General features: G+C 71.6%; 14 protein-coding genes. 9 read left to right on the forward strand and 5 right to left on the reverse strand.

Annotation, left to right across the window (positions count from 1 at the left end):
* Window positions 1–21 precede the first annotated feature (21 nt).
* Window positions 22–1,023, forward strand: coding sequence for an AraC family transcriptional regulator (locus tag EES41_RS37775; protein ID WP_123083066.1), 1,002 nt, complete (start codon window positions 22–24; stop codon window positions 1,021–1,023).
* On the opposite strand, the gene EES41_RS37780 is transcribed toward EES41_RS37775, so the two are convergent.
* Window positions 1,020–1,523, reverse strand: a complete 504-nt coding sequence (locus tag EES41_RS37780; protein WP_123083067.1) for a GNAT family N-acetyltransferase — start codon at window positions 1,521–1,523, stop codon at window positions 1,020–1,022. The two genes, EES41_RS37775 and EES41_RS37780, sit on opposite strands and share 4 nt — an antisense overlap.
* Window positions 1,524–1,827: 304 nt before the next feature.
* On the opposite strand from EES41_RS37780, the gene gdhA reads away from it, so the two are divergent.
* Together gdhA and EES41_RS37790 are read left to right on the forward strand one after the other, a co-directional pair.
* Window positions 1,828–3,183: an NADP-specific glutamate dehydrogenase gene (gene gdhA / locus EES41_RS37785; protein ID WP_123083068.1), complete on the forward strand. Its 1,356-nt coding sequence runs from the start codon at window positions 1,828–1,830 to the stop codon at window positions 3,181–3,183.
* A gap of 229 nt (window positions 3,184–3,412) precedes the next feature.
* On the forward strand, window positions 3,413–4,792 hold the full coding sequence (locus EES41_RS37790; RefSeq protein ID WP_123083069.1) for an AMP-binding protein: 1,380 nt from the start codon (window positions 3,413–3,415) through the stop codon (window positions 4,790–4,792).
* Between the two features lie 34 nt (window positions 4,793–4,826).
* Here EES41_RS37790 and EES41_RS37795 read toward each other — a convergent pair whose 3' ends face one another.
* Together EES41_RS37795 and EES41_RS37800 are read right to left on the reverse strand one after the other, a co-directional pair.
* The gene (locus tag EES41_RS37795; RefSeq protein ID WP_164496235.1) at window positions 4,827–5,618 is read right to left on the reverse strand and encodes an SDR family NAD(P)-dependent oxidoreductase; all 792 of its coding nucleotides are present in this window, start codon (window positions 5,616–5,618) and stop codon (window positions 4,827–4,829) included.
* An 82-nt stretch (window positions 5,619–5,700) separates the two neighbouring features.
* Window positions 5,701–6,591: a ScbA/BarX family gamma-butyrolactone biosynthesis protein gene (locus EES41_RS37800; protein ID WP_302186202.1), complete on the reverse strand. Its 891-nt coding sequence runs from the start codon at window positions 6,589–6,591 to the stop codon at window positions 5,701–5,703.
* Window positions 6,592–6,874: 283 nt separating this feature from the next.
* Between EES41_RS37800 and EES41_RS37805 the strand changes: the two genes are divergently transcribed.
* Complete coding sequence (locus EES41_RS37805; RefSeq protein ID WP_302186196.1) at window positions 6,875–7,606, forward strand: ScbR family autoregulator-binding transcription factor; 732 nt, start codon at window positions 6,875–6,877, stop codon at window positions 7,604–7,606.
* A gap of 232 nt (window positions 7,607–7,838) precedes the next feature.
* On the opposite strand, the gene EES41_RS37810 is transcribed toward EES41_RS37805, so the two are convergent.
* Window positions 7,839–8,474, reverse strand: a complete 636-nt coding sequence (locus EES41_RS37810; RefSeq protein WP_123083073.1) for a ScbR family autoregulator-binding transcription factor — start codon at window positions 8,472–8,474, stop codon at window positions 7,839–7,841.
* Window positions 8,475–9,308: 834 nt separating this feature from the next.
* Here EES41_RS37810 and EES41_RS37815 point away from each other — a divergent pair.
* On the forward strand, window positions 9,309–10,112 hold the full coding sequence (locus EES41_RS37815; RefSeq protein WP_123083074.1) for a DsbA family protein: 804 nt from the start codon (window positions 9,309–9,311) through the stop codon (window positions 10,110–10,112).
* On the opposite strand, the gene EES41_RS37820 is transcribed toward EES41_RS37815, so the two are convergent.
* Complete coding sequence (locus tag EES41_RS37820) at window positions 9,996–10,463, reverse strand: MarR family winged helix-turn-helix transcriptional regulator (RefSeq protein ID WP_123083075.1); 468 nt, start codon at window positions 10,461–10,463, stop codon at window positions 9,996–9,998. The genes EES41_RS37815 and EES41_RS37820 overlap by 117 nt on opposite strands.
* A 238-nt stretch (window positions 10,464–10,701) precedes the next feature.
* Between EES41_RS37820 and EES41_RS37825 the strand changes: the two genes are divergently transcribed.
* The 4 genes from EES41_RS37825 to EES41_RS37840 are packed head-to-tail and all read left to right on the forward strand — an operon-like array spanning window position 10,702 to window position 15,357.
* Window positions 10,702–12,222 carry an amidase gene (locus EES41_RS37825; RefSeq protein ID WP_123083076.1) on the forward strand — a complete coding sequence of 507 codons (1,521 nt, stop codon included), beginning with the start codon at window positions 10,702–10,704 and terminating at the stop codon, window positions 12,220–12,222.
* Window positions 12,216–12,884: a thermostable hemolysin gene (locus EES41_RS37830; protein WP_123083077.1), complete on the forward strand. Its 669-nt coding sequence runs from the start codon at window positions 12,216–12,218 to the stop codon at window positions 12,882–12,884. The genes EES41_RS37825 and EES41_RS37830 overlap by 7 nt, the downstream gene beginning before the upstream one ends.
* Window positions 12,871–14,412 carry an AMP-binding protein gene (locus EES41_RS37835; protein ID WP_123083078.1) on the forward strand — a complete coding sequence of 514 codons (1,542 nt, stop codon included), beginning with the start codon at window positions 12,871–12,873 and terminating at the stop codon, window positions 14,410–14,412. Before EES41_RS37830 ends, EES41_RS37835 begins: the two co-directional genes overlap by 14 nt.
* Window positions 14,413–14,427: 15 nt before the next feature.
* Window positions 14,428–15,357: a TauD/TfdA family dioxygenase gene (locus EES41_RS37840; RefSeq protein ID WP_123083079.1), complete on the forward strand. Its 930-nt coding sequence runs from the start codon at window positions 14,428–14,430 to the stop codon at window positions 15,355–15,357.
* Window positions 15,358–15,389 lie beyond the last annotated feature (32 nt).

The following is a 15,389-nucleotide window of genomic DNA, read 5'->3' on the forward strand; positions in this document are numbered from 1 at the left end:
CGGCGGAGGGAGGATGGGCCCATGGACACGCTGACCGGCCTCCTCGAAGGCCCCAAGGCCCGGGGTGCCTTCCTCCTCAAGGCCGTCTACAACCCGCCCTGGGCGGTACGGATCGAGGACCGGGCCCCGCTGTCGGTGGCCACGATGGTGCGCGGCTCCAGCTGGGTGCTCCCCGACGGCGGCGAGCCGGTGCGGATCAGCCCCGGGGACGTGGCCGTCATACGGGGGCCCGAGCCCTACACGATCGGGGACGCGCCGGACACCCCGGTGCAGATCACGGTGGACCCCGATCAGCGGTGTACCACCGGGGCGGGCGAGGACGTCAGCGAGAGCATGGCGCTGGGCGTGCGCACGTGGGGCGCGGAGTTCCAGGACGCGGGGTCGGCGGTGATGCTGAGCGGCACCTACCAGGCGCCGAGCGAGATCGGCCGCCGGCTGCTGAGCGCGCTGCCGACGGTCCTGGTACGGCCCGCCGCGGCCGCCGACGCCACGCTGATCGGGCTGCTCGCCTCGGAGATCTCCCGGGACGAGCCGGGGCAGGAGATCGTCCTGGACCGGCTGCTGGACCTGCTGCTCATCGGGGTCCTGCGCACCTGGCTCGCGGACCCCGGCTCGGGGGCCCCGGCCTGGTACCGGGCGCAGGGCGACCCGGTGGTCGGCCCGGCGCTGCGGATGCTCCACGAGAACCCGGCCCACGGCTGGACGGTGGAGGAGCTCGGGGTCAAGGCCGGGGTCTCCCGGGCCTCGCTGGCGCGCCGGTTCACCGAGCTGGTCGGGGAGCCGCCGATGGCGTACCTGACGGGCTGGCGGCTCGTGCTCGCCGCGGATCTGCTGCGGGAGCCGGACGCGACGGTCGCGAAGGTGGCCCGGCGGGTGGGCTACGGATCGGCGTTCGCGCTGTCGACGGCCTTCAAGCGGGTCCGGGGCGTCAGTCCGCAGGAGTTCCGGACGGGCGCCGGTGTCCAGGCCGTCCCACCGCTGATGCCGGGGGCGGCGCGGACGGTCGTACTGCCCGGAGCCTAGCGGGCGTCCACCGCGTCGTACTGTCCGGTGTCCAGGGGCAGTACGGCGACGGCCTGGCCGCCGCTCCGCTCGCCGGTGGAGCGGAATCCGAGGCCGAGGTAGAAGGGCTCGGGCGTACCGGGGCCCGGTTCCCAGGTGACGTACGCGCGGTCGGCGCCCCGGCGGCGGAGTTCGGCGGTGACGGCCTCGACCGCGAAGCGGCCGTAGCCCTTGCCCTGGCGGTCGGCGCTGATGTTCAGGCGCCAGATGCCGGAGCGGATGTCGCCGGGGTCCGCGGCCGGGTTCCAGGCGATGTCGATGAAGGCCATCACGAAGCCGACGACCTCGTCGCCGTCGACGATGGCGCGCGGCCAGGCGTTGTCACCGTTGACATGGGCCTCGGCCAGGGACTTGACCACGGGTGAGACGAGATGTGCCTGGTCGGGGCGGACCTGTATCGCGCACACCGTGTCGAAGTTCGCCACGGTGACCGGCTCCAGGCGCAGTGGGGAGGTGCTCATGACGGCACCCTACTGGCAAGCGCGGCGGGCCCGTTGGCCCGTTCCGATGACGGGCACGGACCCCGGCGGACCCGCCCGCGAGTGGTCTGCTGCTGATCTTCTGGTCTGCTGCTGGTCATGCGCGGGTCATCTAATCGTCAAGGCTGTTGGTCTTATGAGTAGGAAGGCTTCCTGTCGCGCGTGATCCATGAGGATGTTCCCGGCCGGGGTGTCGCGCGGTAGCCTCCCGATCGGGAGCCGCGATACGGAAGAACGTTTCCGCACCCCGGAAGCACGGAACCACGGAACCCCTGGAGGGACACACGTGAAGGATCAGAAGGACAGGCTGGAAGCACTGCGGGCAGACATCGAGCGGCGCAACCCGGCGCAGCCCGAGTTCCACCAGGCGGTACGGGAAGTACTGGAGACCCTGGCCCCCGTGTTCGCCGCCCGCCCCGAGTACGCCGACCCGGCCGTGGCGCTGGTGGAGCGGCTCACCGAGCCCGAGCGGCAGATCCTCTTCCGCGTCCCGTGGCAGGACGACCGGGGCCGGGTCCACGTCAACCGCGGCTACCGGGTCGAGTTCAACAGCGCGCTCGGCCCGTACAAGGGCGGCCTGCGCTTCCACCCGTCGGTGGACATCGGCGTGGTGAAGTTCCTCGGCTTCGAGCAGATCTTCAAGAACGCCCTGACCGGCCTCGGGATCGGCGGCGGCAAGGGCGGCAGCGACTTCGACCCGCACGGCAAGTCCGACGCCGAGGTCATGCGCTTCTGCCAGTCCTTCATGACCGAACTGCACCGCCACATCGGCGAGCACACCGACGTGCCCGCCGGGGACATCGGCGTCGGCGGCCGGGAGATCGGCTACCTCTTCGGCCAGTACCGGCGCATCACCAACCGCTGGGAAGCCGGCGTGCTCACCGGCAAGGGCCAGGGCTGGGGCGGCTCCGCGATCCGCCCGCAGGCCACCGGCTACGGCAGCGTGCTCTTCGCCGCCGAGATGCTCGCCGTCCGGGGCGAGGCGCTGGACGGCCTGAGCGCGGTCGTCTCCGGCTCCGGCAACGTCGCCCTCTACACCATCGAGAAGCTCCAGCGGCTCGGCGCCAACCCGCTGACCTGCTCGGACTCCGAGGGCTACGTCATCGACGACAAGGGCATCGACCTCGCTCTGCTGAAGCAGATCAAGGAGGTCGAGCGCGGCCGCGTCAGCGAGTACGCCGCGCGGCGCGGGGCCTCGGCCCGCTTCGTGTCCGGGGGCCGGGTCTGGGACGTCCCGGCGGACGTCGCGTTCCCCTCCGCCACGCAGAACGAGCTGGACGCGCGGGACGCCCGCGCCCTCGTCGCGAGCGGGGTCAAGGCGGTCTCCGAGGGCGCCAACATGCCCACCACCCCCGAGGCCGTACGGATCCTGCAGGAGGCCGGGGTCGCGTTCGGGCCCGGCAAGGCCGCCAACGCGGGCGGGGTCGCGGTGAGCGCGCTGGAGATGGCCCAGAACGCGGGGCGGGTCGCGTGGAGCGAGCAGCGCGTCGAGGACGAACTGGCGGGCATCATGCGGTCCATCCACACCGTCGCGCACGAGACCGCCGAGCGGTACGGGGCGCCGGGGGACTACGTCGTCGGCGCGAACATCGCCGGCTTCGAGCGGGTCGCGGACGCGATGCTGGCGCAGGGCGTCATCTGATCGCGTGCCGGTGGAGCGCTGCTGAGGCGCGACCGGCGCGGCTGAAGCACGGCTGAACGCACGGCTGAACGCACGGCTGAACGCACGGCTGAACGCACGGCTGAACGCGCGGCTGAAGCGCGGCTGACGCGCCCGACGGCCCGGGGAGAAGGTGCCCGGGCCGTCGGTGTGCGCGACCGGCGCCGTAGCCTGGGCTCCTGTGTTGCCGGAGTGACCGAGGAGGCTTCGCGTGCTGACCGCGCTGGATGGGGTGTACGGAGACCGGAAGGACGCGCTCAGCGTCGCCGGACGGACCGCCTCCTACGAGGAACTGCTGGGCGCGGCGCGCGCGGTGGCCTCCGACGTGGCCGGGGCCCCGGCCTTCGCGGTGACGGCGACGGCCTCGCTGGAGACCGTCGCGGCGGCCGTCGGGGGGCTGCTGGCCGGGGTGCCCTTCGTACCGCTGCCGCCCGATGCCGGGCCGGCCGAGCGGGAGCACATCCTGCGGGACTCCGGGGCGGCGCTGATCGACGTGGACTTCGACCGGCGCTCCTCCGGTTCGGCGGGGCCGGGGGCCGCTCCGGGGGCCGCTCCGGGGGCCGCTCCCGAGGATCCGGCGCTCGTGCTGTACACCTCCGGGACCACCGGCGCGCCCAAGGGGGTGGTGCTGACCGGCGCGGCGATCGCCGCCGACCTGGACGCGCTGGCCGAGGCCTGGCAGTGGAGCGCCGAGGACACCCTGGTGCACGGGCTGCCGCTGTTCCACGTCCACGGGCTGGTGCTCGGCGTGCTCGGGGCGCTGCGCAGCGGGAGCCGTCTCGTGCACACCGGGCGGCCGACCCCGCAGGCCTACGCGGAGGCGGGCGGGAGCCTGTACTTCGGAGTGCCCACCGTGTGGTCCCGGATCGCCGCCGACGCGCCGGCCGCCGAAGCGCTCGGCGGGGCGCGGCTGCTGGTCTCGGGGAGCGCGGCCCTGCCCGCGCCCGTGTTCCGGGACCTGGAACGGCTGACCGGGCTGCGGCCCGTGGAGCGCTACGGGATGACGGAGACGCTGATCACCGTCAGCGGCCGCGCGGGCGGCGAGGTCCGGCCGGGTACGGTCGGCACCCCGCTGCCCGGCATCCGTACCCGGATCGCGGCCGAGCCGGGTGCCGAGATCGGGGAACTCCAGCTCACGGGGCCGACGTTGTTCTCCGGATACCTGGGCCGCCCGGAGGCGACCGCCGCCGCGTACACGCAGGACGGCTGGTTCCGTACGGGGGACATCGCGGCCGTGGACCCGGCGGACGGGGTGCACCGCATCGTGGGCCGGGCCTCCATCGACATGATCAAGTCGGGTGGCTACCGGATCGGCGCGGGCGAGATCGAGAACGCGCTGCTGGACCACCCCCGGGTCACCGAGGCCGCGGTGGTGGGCGTTCCGGACGCGGACCTGGGGCAGCGGATCGTGGCCTTCGTCGTCGCCGAGGGGGTGACGGGCGCCGAGCTCACGGAGTTCGTCGCCGCGCACCTCTCCGTGCACAAGCGGCCGCGCGAGGTGCGCTTCGTGGCGGCGGTGCCGCGCAACGCGATGGGCAAGCCGCAGAAGAAGCTGCTGCTGACGGGGGAGTTCGGGCCGCAGGCGGGCTGAAGGGGCGGCCTGGGGGCGTGCTGGAGGCGGGGGGTCAGTGGGACAGGCGGCCGCCGTCGACGGCCAGCGTCGTACCGGTGACGTAGGAGGACCGGTCGGCGCACAGCCAGACCGCCGCCTCCGCGATCTCCTCGGTCTCCGCGAGCCGCCTCAGCATCGCCTTCTGGGCCATCGCGGGCTCGCGCGCCGGGTCCTCGGCCATCCAGCCGGTGATCATCTCGCTGCGGGTGGCGCCCGTGGCGAGCGCGTTGACCCGGATGCGGTGCTGCGCGTACTCCTTCGCGGCCGCCTTGGTCAGGCCGATCACCGCGTGCTTCGACGCGATGTACGGGGAGCCGGCCGCCGTGGCGACGAGCCCCGCGGTGCTGCTGTTGTTGACGATGGAGCCGCCGCCGGACTCCAGCATCGCGGTCAGCTCGGCGCGCATGCAGTTCCACACCCCGCGCACGTTGACGTCCATGACCTCGTCGTAGACCTTGTCGTCCTGGAGGTGCATCGGGCCCGGGAGGGCGCCGAGGCCCGCGTTGTTGAAGGCCACGTCGAGGCGGTCGTAGGCCTCGACGGCGGCGCCGACCGCGCGGACCGCGTCCCCGGCCCGGGTGACATCGGCGACGACGTACTGGGCCTGGTGTCCGGCGGCTGTCAACTCGGCCGTCAGAGCCGCGAGTTCGGGCTCCCGGCGGGCCACCAGGGTGACCCGGGCGCCCTCCCGGCAGAACACCCGGGCGGCGGCCGCGCCGATGCCCGAACTCGCCCCCGTGATCAGGGCCGACTTGCCGGCGAGCACACCCGAACTGTTCCCCGCGACGGGGAGCGACGCTCGCACAGCCAACCTCCAGATGATCGTGTGGGGCCCCGCCCGCCCGAGGTGGCGGCCGGCCCGGGGGGCGAGGCCCGGCCGCGCCGGGTCAGAGAACGGGGACGGTGCCCGTGACGGTCGACTCGAACACCGTGCGCCCGTCTTGGTGTCCGGTCACGCGCACCCTGCGGGCCGCCGGGTCGTCGGTGGGGACGAGCTCGGTGTCGATCCAGCAGGGGGCGTCGAACTCGGCGTAGCTGCGGAAGGCGGTCTCGATGCCCGTCGGGGTGAAGGCGGCGTCGGCCAGCGTGGCGTACGCGGCCTGGCGGGCGGCCTCGACGAGGACCATGCCCGGGTGGTGGTCGTTGGCGTGCTCGAAGAGGATCGGGTGGCCGAGGTCGGGGCTGAGCAGCCAGCGGCCGGGCCGGTCGGCGGGCGCGAGGACGACATCGGCGGCGAGCAGCCGGCCGGCTTCGGCGGTGGGGACGGGAGTCTGGCGCGGCAGCGGCCGCAGCGCGGACTCGAAACCGGCCTCACCGCGCAGACGGCGGTAGACGGCCGGGGAGACACAGCTGAACGTCGCGGTCCCGGAGGCCGCGTCCCTGCCGTCACAGCGGATGCTGACTTCGAGGACGCCGGAGAACTTGTTGCCCTTCCAGACGAAATCCCTGCACGTCGCGAGGATTTCGAGTTCGGTGGGGCTGGTTCCGATGCGCAGCTGCGAGGGATCGGCCGTGAAATCCAGGGTCCACAGAAGCATCTTGTGCTTCAGTGGAACTCCATATTCCGAATGGCACAGCAGGAGACCGGCCTGACGGAGGGTCTCGGCGGCCTGGACCGGGTCGTGGCTCGTGCCGTCGAGGCTGGTGAAGAAGGTGTGGGCCCGCGGCCACTGGCCGCCGAGCAGGAAAACGTTGTCGTCGATGCGCTTGTAACCGGTCAGGAAGACTTCGGCGACGGAGCTGCGGTGCACGTACTCTCGGGGCACGGTACTCGTCAGCTGCGGGAGCTCTGCGGGGCTCGTCCACGGCTCGCCGGCTTCCTGGGCTAACGCCGGGGCATAGTTCTCAGACGTGAACAGGGTCATTGACCTCTCCACACAGTCGTTCGACGGATGGGACAGCACTCCTCGTAAGATATGTACTTTCCGGTTTTGTTTACAAGGCGATTCCGGTGTCAAGACTTGTCGTTCTTGTTGATAAAATACGGACCTGCTGGTTCCTTTTAACGGGGTGCGCTCGGACCCGCGAAGCACTCGAAGCACTCGAACACTCGGAGGCAATGTGGCTCGGCAGGAGCGTGCGGTTCGTACGCGGCGCGCGATCTTGGAAGCGGCCGCGGCGGTCTTCGACGAGCGCGGGTACGAAGCCGCGACGATCGCGGACATCCTCGCCCGGGCGGGTGTCACCAAGGGGGCGCTGTACTTCCACTTCTGCTCCAAGCAGGAGCTGGCCCAGGGCGTGCTCGACGAGCAGTTCGTCGAGGGGGGAGTCCCGCCGCGGGAGAGCAAGCTCCAGGAGCTCTTCGACGTGGCGATGGTCCTCGCGCACCGGATGCGGCGCCAGCCCCTGCTGAGCGCGGGCGCACGGCTGTCCCTGGAGCCCGAGATGCGGGAGATCTTCGGCGGCGGCTCGGTGCCCGGCTGGATCGGCGTCGTGGAGGAACTGCTGGCCCAGGCCAAGGCGCAGGGGGAGTTGCTGCCGCACGTGAACCCCGCCGAGACGGCGTGGATCATGTCCGCCTCCTGGACCGGCGTCCAGGTCTACTCGCAGACGCTCAGCGCCCGCGAGGACATGGAGCGCTGGGTCTCGGCGCTCTACCAGCACCTCTACCCGGGCATCGCGACGCCCGCCGTCCTCGCGCGCCTGGACATGGCGGCGGACCGCGGCGACCGGGTCGTCGAGGAGATCAAGCTCCTGGAAGCCCGGGCCCAGGAGGACTGCGAGGACGAGGCCGAAGCCGGGGCCGGCGCCGGGGCCGAGGAGGAGCCGGCGCGGGACGCCGCGGCGGTGTAGGCGGGTACCGGCCCGGGGTGGCGGGCCGGTACACCCGTTCGTTCGAATCGTGGGCCCTGGGCGTACCGCCCGGGGCCCTCTTCGTGTCGGTTCGCGCGGTATGAGGGGACTTCTGGTAAGAGACCGGATGGTCTGTTTATTTTTGCCGTCTGGTGGTCCGTTTGCCGGAAAAACCGGTGGTGCTGTTTGTGTTCGCCCGTCGGCCCGGTCTTCGTCCGTACCGTTCGTACGCTCAGGACCGGGACATCACACCGAGGCGGCCGCCCGTGGGATCCAGCTCGCACAGGGCCTCGGGGGTGGCCAGGCACGGCAGGATCAGCCGCCAGAAACTGGTGAGCGAATGCGCCGACACCCACTCCCGCTCGCCCTGCCCGAGCACCTCGAAGCCCACGGTGGCCGCGACGACCATCGCCGCCATCTGCCGGTGCGACAGGCCCGGTTGCAGGGTGTTCTGCTCGGCGGCCCTGGCCAGCAGCCGGTGGACGTACCGCTCCCAGTCTTTGTGCAGGTCGAGCGAGCTGACGTAGGACGCCTCACGGCCGAGCTGGAAGCCGGCCCGCACCACCACGTCGGTGGTGAAGGCCCGGGCGAGCGCGTGGGAGGTGTCGGCCAGCGCCTGGAGCGCGGACCCCTGCCGCATGTACACGTGGGTGGCGACCATGCAGAGGGTGTCGGCGGCTTCGAGTTCGACCGCCGCGGCGATGGCGGCCTTGTTCTCGAAGTGGAAGTGGAGGGCGCCCGGGCTCACTCCCGCGCCGTTGCTGATCAGGCTCAGTGTGGCTGCGGCGTATCCGCGCTGATCGAACGCTGCGGCTGCCGACCTGAGCAGTGCGTGGCGGGTGCGTACGGCCCGTTCCTGTTTGGTCACGGGAGCTCCTGAGGAAGATTTACAGGGAATATTAAACCGCATCGTTGGTATTATCTTCCCTCGAAGTGGATCAGATTCGCGCCCGTGGCTGGATCGGTCACCCCTCCCCAGCGCCTCCGCGAGGCTTCCGCGTACCGGTCGCCGCACGCGTCGAGGCCGCCGTGACAGCCTCGCACCGCCCCCGTGAAACAGTCCACTTGGTTGGCTTCAACCTGTTCATATAGGGGTTACGGGAGAGTCAATTCCTCACCCAGTGTGAAGCGGGCTCGTTGGGGCGTGTCCGGTATTTCCCGCATCCCCGGTTATTTCTCCTGGCATAAAGGGCATGGAGGGCATCGGTGCTCACGTTCTGTGTCCGATATCGACCCCGATAGACCTTTGACAAACCGGCGGCACGGTTTGTAGATTCGGCGGCGCTGGTGAAGAAAGAGCTGAGCAGGGGGACTTATGAACCGGCCCACGTGTGTGAGTGAACCCGATCTGCCCTCCGTGGGTCCGCCGGTCCGGACTCCGGGCCGGCTCGGGTGTCCCCGAGTCCGTTCCTGAACCGCGCGCGGAGAACAGAACGAGACCTCTCGGTCTGCATTTGGCCAGGATCTTCACCGCGAATAGGCGGGAGAAGCTGTCCATAATCTCGACGCCCGGGGTTCACGCTCTTGTATTTTCGCTGCTCAGGGCCGCTGTTAAGGCGCCACTGAGTCAATACCGGTAGCTGATTGAAAACCGGGATGAAGGTATGGTTCTATGGCCGGGCGGTGCAAGTCCGCCATGGAGCACCAGAGGTGACCGGCCAACAGAGCACAGCACCCAGGTGCAGGAAGGCGCCCACTAGCGATGGCTGTCGGGATTGACTCGTGGTTCGACTACGGATGCCCGTCCAGTATGATCACCCGTCACTTCCTGACCGAGGAGCTCGCGGGCTCCGGTGTTCAGGTGCGGTGGCATCCCCATGAAAGCCGGCGCGGAGCCTGGGACCCGGTGTGGTCGGCCCAGCGCTGGGACCGCGGTCTGCGTCCGCTCGCCGACCGGCTGGGGGTACGGGTGAGCCCGGTCGCCCCCGCGAACACGTCCAGCCGCCTCGCCCTCCAGGGCTACCAGTACGCGGCGGACCACGGGTGCGGCGACGCCTACAGCGACCAGGTCTTCTCCGCGCGCTTCACGGAGGGTCAGGACATCGCGGACCTCGCGGTGCTGGCCGAGGCCGCCCGGCGCGCCGGGCTCGACCCGGAGCGCTTCCGCGCGGCGGTGCGCTCGCCCTACTACGTACGACGGCACCAGGAAGCGGTGACCCCGCGGCGGTCCGTGCGGATCGCCCCGACGGTCGTGGCCGACGGGTACCGCGTCGAGGGGGTTCCCACCGGGGCGCAGATGGCCAAGCTCATCGCGCTGTCCAGGTCCTCCCCGCGCGCGTCCTCGGCGGCCGCCCCGGCCGCGGCGGCGTCCCCGCCCGGGGTGAAGGCCCTCCGGCGGGCCCCGGGTGAACGGACCGCCGCCGGCCGGCAGAAGGCGCGGCGGGCCAGGCTAGCGGCCTGCGCCGTCGTCGAGGTGGCCGAGGGCGATCTCCAGGAGTTCGTCGAGCGCGACGGCGATGCCGCCGGGCAGCCGGTCGAGGAGCCGGGCGTGCGCCGCTGTGGCTGATTCCAGAACCGAGGACGCGAGTGCCTCTCCCTCCATGGTGAGTTGCACCCAGGTGCTGCGGCCGTCGTACGCGTCGGCTTCCCGGTTCACGTATCCGGCCTGCATCAGCCGGAGGATGACATTGCTCGTGCCGCCCGAGGAGAGGTTGCACGCGGTGGACAGCGCGGTGGGCCGGAGCCGGTGCCCCGGGGCGCCGTACAGGGCCAGGAGTACGTCCGTATCCGCATGAGTCAGGCCGGCCGAGGCCGAGGCCGCCCGGGTGGCCGCGTTCACGAGCTGCGCCAGCCGGGTCGCCTGGCGGGCCAGCCGGTCCAGTGGGATCGCGTTGCCGGCCGGAGCTCTGTCGTTCATGTTTCGCCTCCCGCGCGGCGGTTCGGTGTGCCGCGCCTGCCGCGCCTTGCCAGGGCCTGGTTCTGACGCGCATCTCATCAAAGGTCGGTCCGGGTGGCCAACCTCATGGGGGCATCTGTCCGATTTTCCACCCCAGGACACACCGTCCAAGGCCCGGTCGTCGGTTGATGAACCCCGCACCAGAAGCTAGCATCTCGCAAGAAAGCTTTATTGAAAGCTATTTCGAAAGGGTGATGGCATGTCTTTCTCAGAGCGCCTGCGTGAGCTCGACGGGCATGCGCAGGCAGAACTCGTGCGCACCGGTGAGCTGTCGCGGGGCGATCTGCTGCGCGCCGCCATCGAGCGCATCGAAAGGCTCGACGGGTCACTGGGGTCCGTCGCCGTCACCTCCTTCGACCGGGCGCTGGCCCAGGCGGACGAGCCCGATGGCCTGCGCCCAGAGGAGCGGGGGCCCCTGCACGGCGTGCCCTTCCTCCTCAAGGACTTAGGCCCGACCGTCGCCGGCATGGAGGCGACGATGGGATCGAGGTTCCTGAAGGGGTTCGTGCCGGCGCAGGGCAGTGAGCTGACCGACCGTTTCGAGGCCGCCGGGCTGCGGGTGCTGGGCAAGGCGAGGACCGCGGAGTTCGGGGTGCTGCCCACCACCGAGAACACGGCCCAGGGCGCCACCGTGAACCCCTGGGACCACGCCCGCAGCGCGGGCGGCTCCAGCGGCGGTTCCGCCGCGGCCGTCGCGGCCGGCCTGGTCCCCGTCGCGCACGCCAACGACGCGGGCGGCTCCATCCGCATCCCGGCCTCCAACTGCGGCGTGTTCGGACTCAAGCCCACCCGGGCGCGGACGCCGCTGGGCCCCGCCGTCGGCGACCTGATGAACGGCCTCGCGGCCGAGCACGTCGTCAGCCGCTCGGTCCGCGACAGCGCCGCCGTGCTCGACGCGATCTCCGGCCCCGCGCCGGGCGACCCGTACTGGGCGCCGCCGGTGGCCGCGGGAACGTTTGCGCGGGCCGTGGCCGAAGGCCCCGGACGCCGCCTGCGGATCGCCTTCAGCACCCGCGCCGGCAGCGGCGGCCGCCTCGACCCCGCCTGCGCGACCGCGGTGCGCGAGGCCGCGGCGCTCTGCGCCGAGCTCGGACACGAGGTCGTCGAGGCCGAACCGGCCGTGGCCTTCACCGACCTCGTCGAACCGTTCCTGGTGCTGTGGGCCGCCGGGGTCTCCTCCGCGATCAGCTCGTACGCGCTGCTCAGCGGCCGCACCCCGGAGCCCGGCCAGTTCGAGGAACTGACCTGGGAGCTGTACGAGCAGGGGCGGACCCTGAGCGCCGCCGGCTACCTGCTGGCCGTCTCCACCCTCCAGCGGGCCGCCCGGGGCCTCGCCGGCTTCTACGAGGACGAGGACGGGGGCGAGGCCGGGCGCCAGGGCCGGGGCAGCCGCCGGGGCTACGACGTGCTCCTCGGCCCGGTCACCTCCGAGCCGGCCCCGCCGCTCGGCACCTTCTCCGTCGGCACTCCCCGGCAGCAGCTCACGCGTGCCGTCGAGTTCTGCCACGAGACTCCGCTGGCGAACCTCACGGGCCAGCCCGCCATGTCGGTCCCCCTGCACTGGACCGAAGCGGGCCTCCCCGTCGGCGTTCACGCCACCGGGCGATTCGGCGACGAGGCGACCCTGTTCGCCCTCGCCGCCCAGCTTGAACAGGCTCGTCCTTGGGCGCACCGCCTCCCTGGCCCGGGACATCCGCGAATGGAGACTCGGTCTTGCTGAAGATATCCCTGGCGCTACGGGACACAAGTGCCTGGCACGAGGCGGGCGACCTCGCCCGCACCACCTACGCCGCGGTCCACGCGGCGAAGATCCAGCCGGACCCCGACTCCTTCATCGTGGCCGTCCGGCAGGAGGAGGGCGGCGAGCCCGTCATGGTGGGGTGCGCCGGCTGCACCCACGTCTCGGACGAGCCGTTCTTCTCGGAGCGCTACCTCGACACCACCGTCGAGAAGGCCATCGCCGAGCGCACCGGCACCCCGGTGGACCGCGCCAACGTCATCGAGATCGGCGCGCTCGCGAGCGTGCCCGGCTCCGGTCAGGAACTGGTCCGGCTGATCCCGATCATCTCTTGGTGCATGGGCATGGAGTACATCCTGTGCACCGTCACCGCCCCGCTGCGCCAGTCGCTGCGGCGCGCCGGCATCGGGTTCACCGTCCTGGGCGACGCCGACCCGGACCGGCTCGACCCGCAGGAGCGGGGCAGCTGGGGGACGTACTACGACCACCTCCCCCAGGTCGGCTTCATCGAACTGCGCAAGCTGGCCGACCTGTTCGCCAACGCCACCGGCCGGTACACCTTCCTGGAGCCGATGGTCGAGCTGCTCACCGACACCAGGGCCACCGCTCCCGCGCAGGAGGCGGTCAGCCGTGCGAGCCGTTGAGAGCGCCCTGGAGCGCTACGCCGAAACGGACCGCACCCTGGTCCGGGTCCTGGACGGAGCGGGCGGCTTCGCCGCCGAGTACACCTACCGGCAGATCACCCGCGCCGCGCGGGCGCTGAGCGAGGAGCTGGCGCCCCTCGTCACGGCGGCCGGCCGCACCGGCGTGCTGTGCGGCAACACCGCGGAGTTCGTCGTCGCGGACCTGGCGCTGCTGGCCGCCCGGGCCACGGAGGTCCCGGTCCCGCTCGCCTTCACCCGGGAGCAGGCCGCCAGCCTCCTGGAGGAGGCGGAGGTCTGCGTCGTGGACTCCCTCGGGGCCGCCCGGCTCGCCGAGTGGGGGCGCGAGAGCGTACTGCCGCCCGGCTGCCGGGTCGTCGAGGTGTCCCTGGACGCGCTCGGCGCGGCCGCGCGGCCGTACGCCGTGCCCGCCGCGGACGAGAACTGGATCTGCAAGATCATCCACACCTCGGGGACCACCTCGCGCCCCAAGGGCGTACGGATCCGCTCGGGCGGCATCAGCGCGCTCATCGACTCGCTGCACGCCGCGATGCCCGCGGACGCCTTCGCCCGCTACCTGTCCGTCGTCCCGTTCAGCCTGCTCATCGAGCAGGTCACCGGGCTGTACCTGGTGCTCCTGGACGGCGGCTGCGTCACCCTGCTGCCGCCCGACGCCCCGCTCGTGGGCACCAGCGGATCGGCCGTCGAGGCCACCCTGCCCCACCTGGTCACCGCGCGCACGAGCGCCGTCGTCGCCACCCCGGCCCTGGTCACGGCCCTCGCCGAGGCCGCGCGCCGGGCGAAGGAGGCCGGCGGCAACGTCAACCAGGCCCTGTTCGGCACCGACCGGGCCCCCCTGATCTGCTGCGGCGGCGCGCCCGTCCACCCGGACACCCTGCGCGAACTGGACGGCTTCGGGATCCCCGTCTACGAGGGGTACGGGCTCTCCGAGAACAGCTCCGTCGTCAGCTGGAACACCCCCGGCGCCCGCCGGATCGGCACCGTGGGACGGCCGCTGCGCCACGTCAGCGTCCGCCTCAGCGAGGAGGGCGAGGTCCTCGTCAGCAGCCCCTCGCTGTTCGACGGGTACACCCGGCCCGACCCGTCGGCCTGCGCCGTCGTCGACGGCTGGCTGCACACCGGTGACCTGGCCACCATCGACGAGGACGGGTTCCTGCGGATCACCGGCCGCAAGAAGAACGTCATCATCACCGCCGCCGGGCGCAACGTGGCGCCGGAATGGGTCGAGGCCCAGTACGCGCGGCTCCCGTTCGTCCGGGCCGCGGCCGTCGTGGGCAACGATCTGCCCGCCCTGAACGGCCTGTTCGTCATCGACCCCGCCATCGACCGGCAGGAGGCGGAGCGCGAGATCGCCGCCTTCGGAGCCGAACACCTCTCGCAGGTGGAACGCGTCGAGGTGGTGCACCTGCTGAGCGCCGACGACGAGGCGTACCGACGGCTCTTCACCGTCACCGGCCGCCCGGTGCGCACGGCGATAGCCGAGTCACTGCTCTCCCATCAACCGCGATGAGTCAAGAGGTCACACATGTCTCACAGTCAGCCGGACGTCCAGTCCCTCGGAGCGGGAACGGGCAAGCTCGTCCTGGCCAGCGAGGGCTGTCCCACCCTGGGCGACCTGGAACCCCGTGACACCGTCGCCCTGCTCGCGGAGGCGGGCTTCGTGGTCCTGCGCGGGTTCCGCCCCTCCGTCGAGGACTTCTCCCTCTTCGTCAAGGCGCACTCCGACCGCGTGACCCTGGACCCCGCGCGCACCTTTCACGGAGGCGCCGTGGCGCAGAAGGTCGATGCCGGTACGGACGAGGTCGGACTCCACCTGGAGAACGGCAACAGCCCCTTCGGACCCGACCTGACCTGGTTCTTCTGCGAGACGGCCGCCTCCAGCGGCTCGCAGACCACGGTGTGCGACGGCTACCGGGTGTGGGACGCGACCCCCGCCGGGGACCAGGCCGCCTTCGCCCAGGACATCTCCTACGCCCGCCGGGTCGAGGAAGCCAAGTGGAAGCAGTTCGTCCTGCACCAGTCCGGCGGTGACAAGAAGGTCGAGGACATCACCTTCGACGACTTCCTCGCCCTGGTCCAGGACCGCGAGGGCACCACCCTCGTCCTCCAGGAGGACGGCTCCGCCCACTACACGTACCGCACCCCGGCGGCCCGGACCACCCTGTTCGGCGACCGCCCCTCCTGGGCCAACAGCATCTTCGGCCCCTCCTACAACTACGAGAAGCCGGTCATCGGCTACGCCGACGGCACCGGCTTCCCCGACGGCCTGATCAGCCGGATGAAGACCCTCACCGACGAGCTCACCGAGGACATCCACTGGCAGGACGGCGACATCGCCCTCATCGACAACACCCGTGTCATGCACGGCCGTCGGGCGATCCTCGACACCCGCCGGACCATCTACAACGCCCTGAGCTACATACGCCGCGACCTGCTCGAAGGCGTCACGGCCTGACGGCCGGCCTGCGGGCTCGAATGTTAACGGGA

The sequence above is a fragment of the Streptomyces sp. ADI95-16 genome (assembly GCF_003721495.1).
In the GTDB taxonomy this organism is placed as follows: domain Bacteria; phylum Actinomycetota; class Actinomycetes; order Streptomycetales; family Streptomycetaceae; genus Streptomyces; species Streptomyces goshikiensis.

What these genes read in the sequence shown, in the direction of transcription:
- EES41_RS37775 (WP_123083066.1), top strand. Translation starts at nt 22, where the DNA reads ATGGACACGCTGACCGGCCTCCTCGAAGGCCCCAAGGCCCGGGGTGCC.
- EES41_RS37780 (WP_123083067.1), bottom strand. Translation starts at nt 1,523, where the DNA reads ATGAGCACCTCCCCACTGCGCCTGGAGCCGGTCACCGTGGCGAACTTC.
- EES41_RS37815 (WP_123083074.1), top strand. Translation starts at nt 9,309, where the DNA reads ATGGCTGTCGGGATTGACTCGTGGTTCGACTACGGATGCCCGTCCAGT.
- EES41_RS37820 (WP_123083075.1), bottom strand. Translation starts at nt 10,463, where the DNA reads ATGAACGACAGAGCTCCGGCCGGCAACGCGATCCCACTGGACCGGCTG.
- EES41_RS37825 (WP_123083076.1), top strand. Translation starts at nt 10,702, where the DNA reads ATGTCTTTCTCAGAGCGCCTGCGTGAGCTCGACGGGCATGCGCAGGCA.
- EES41_RS37840 (WP_123083079.1), top strand. Translation starts at nt 14,428, where the DNA reads ATGTCTCACAGTCAGCCGGACGTCCAGTCCCTCGGAGCGGGAACGGGC.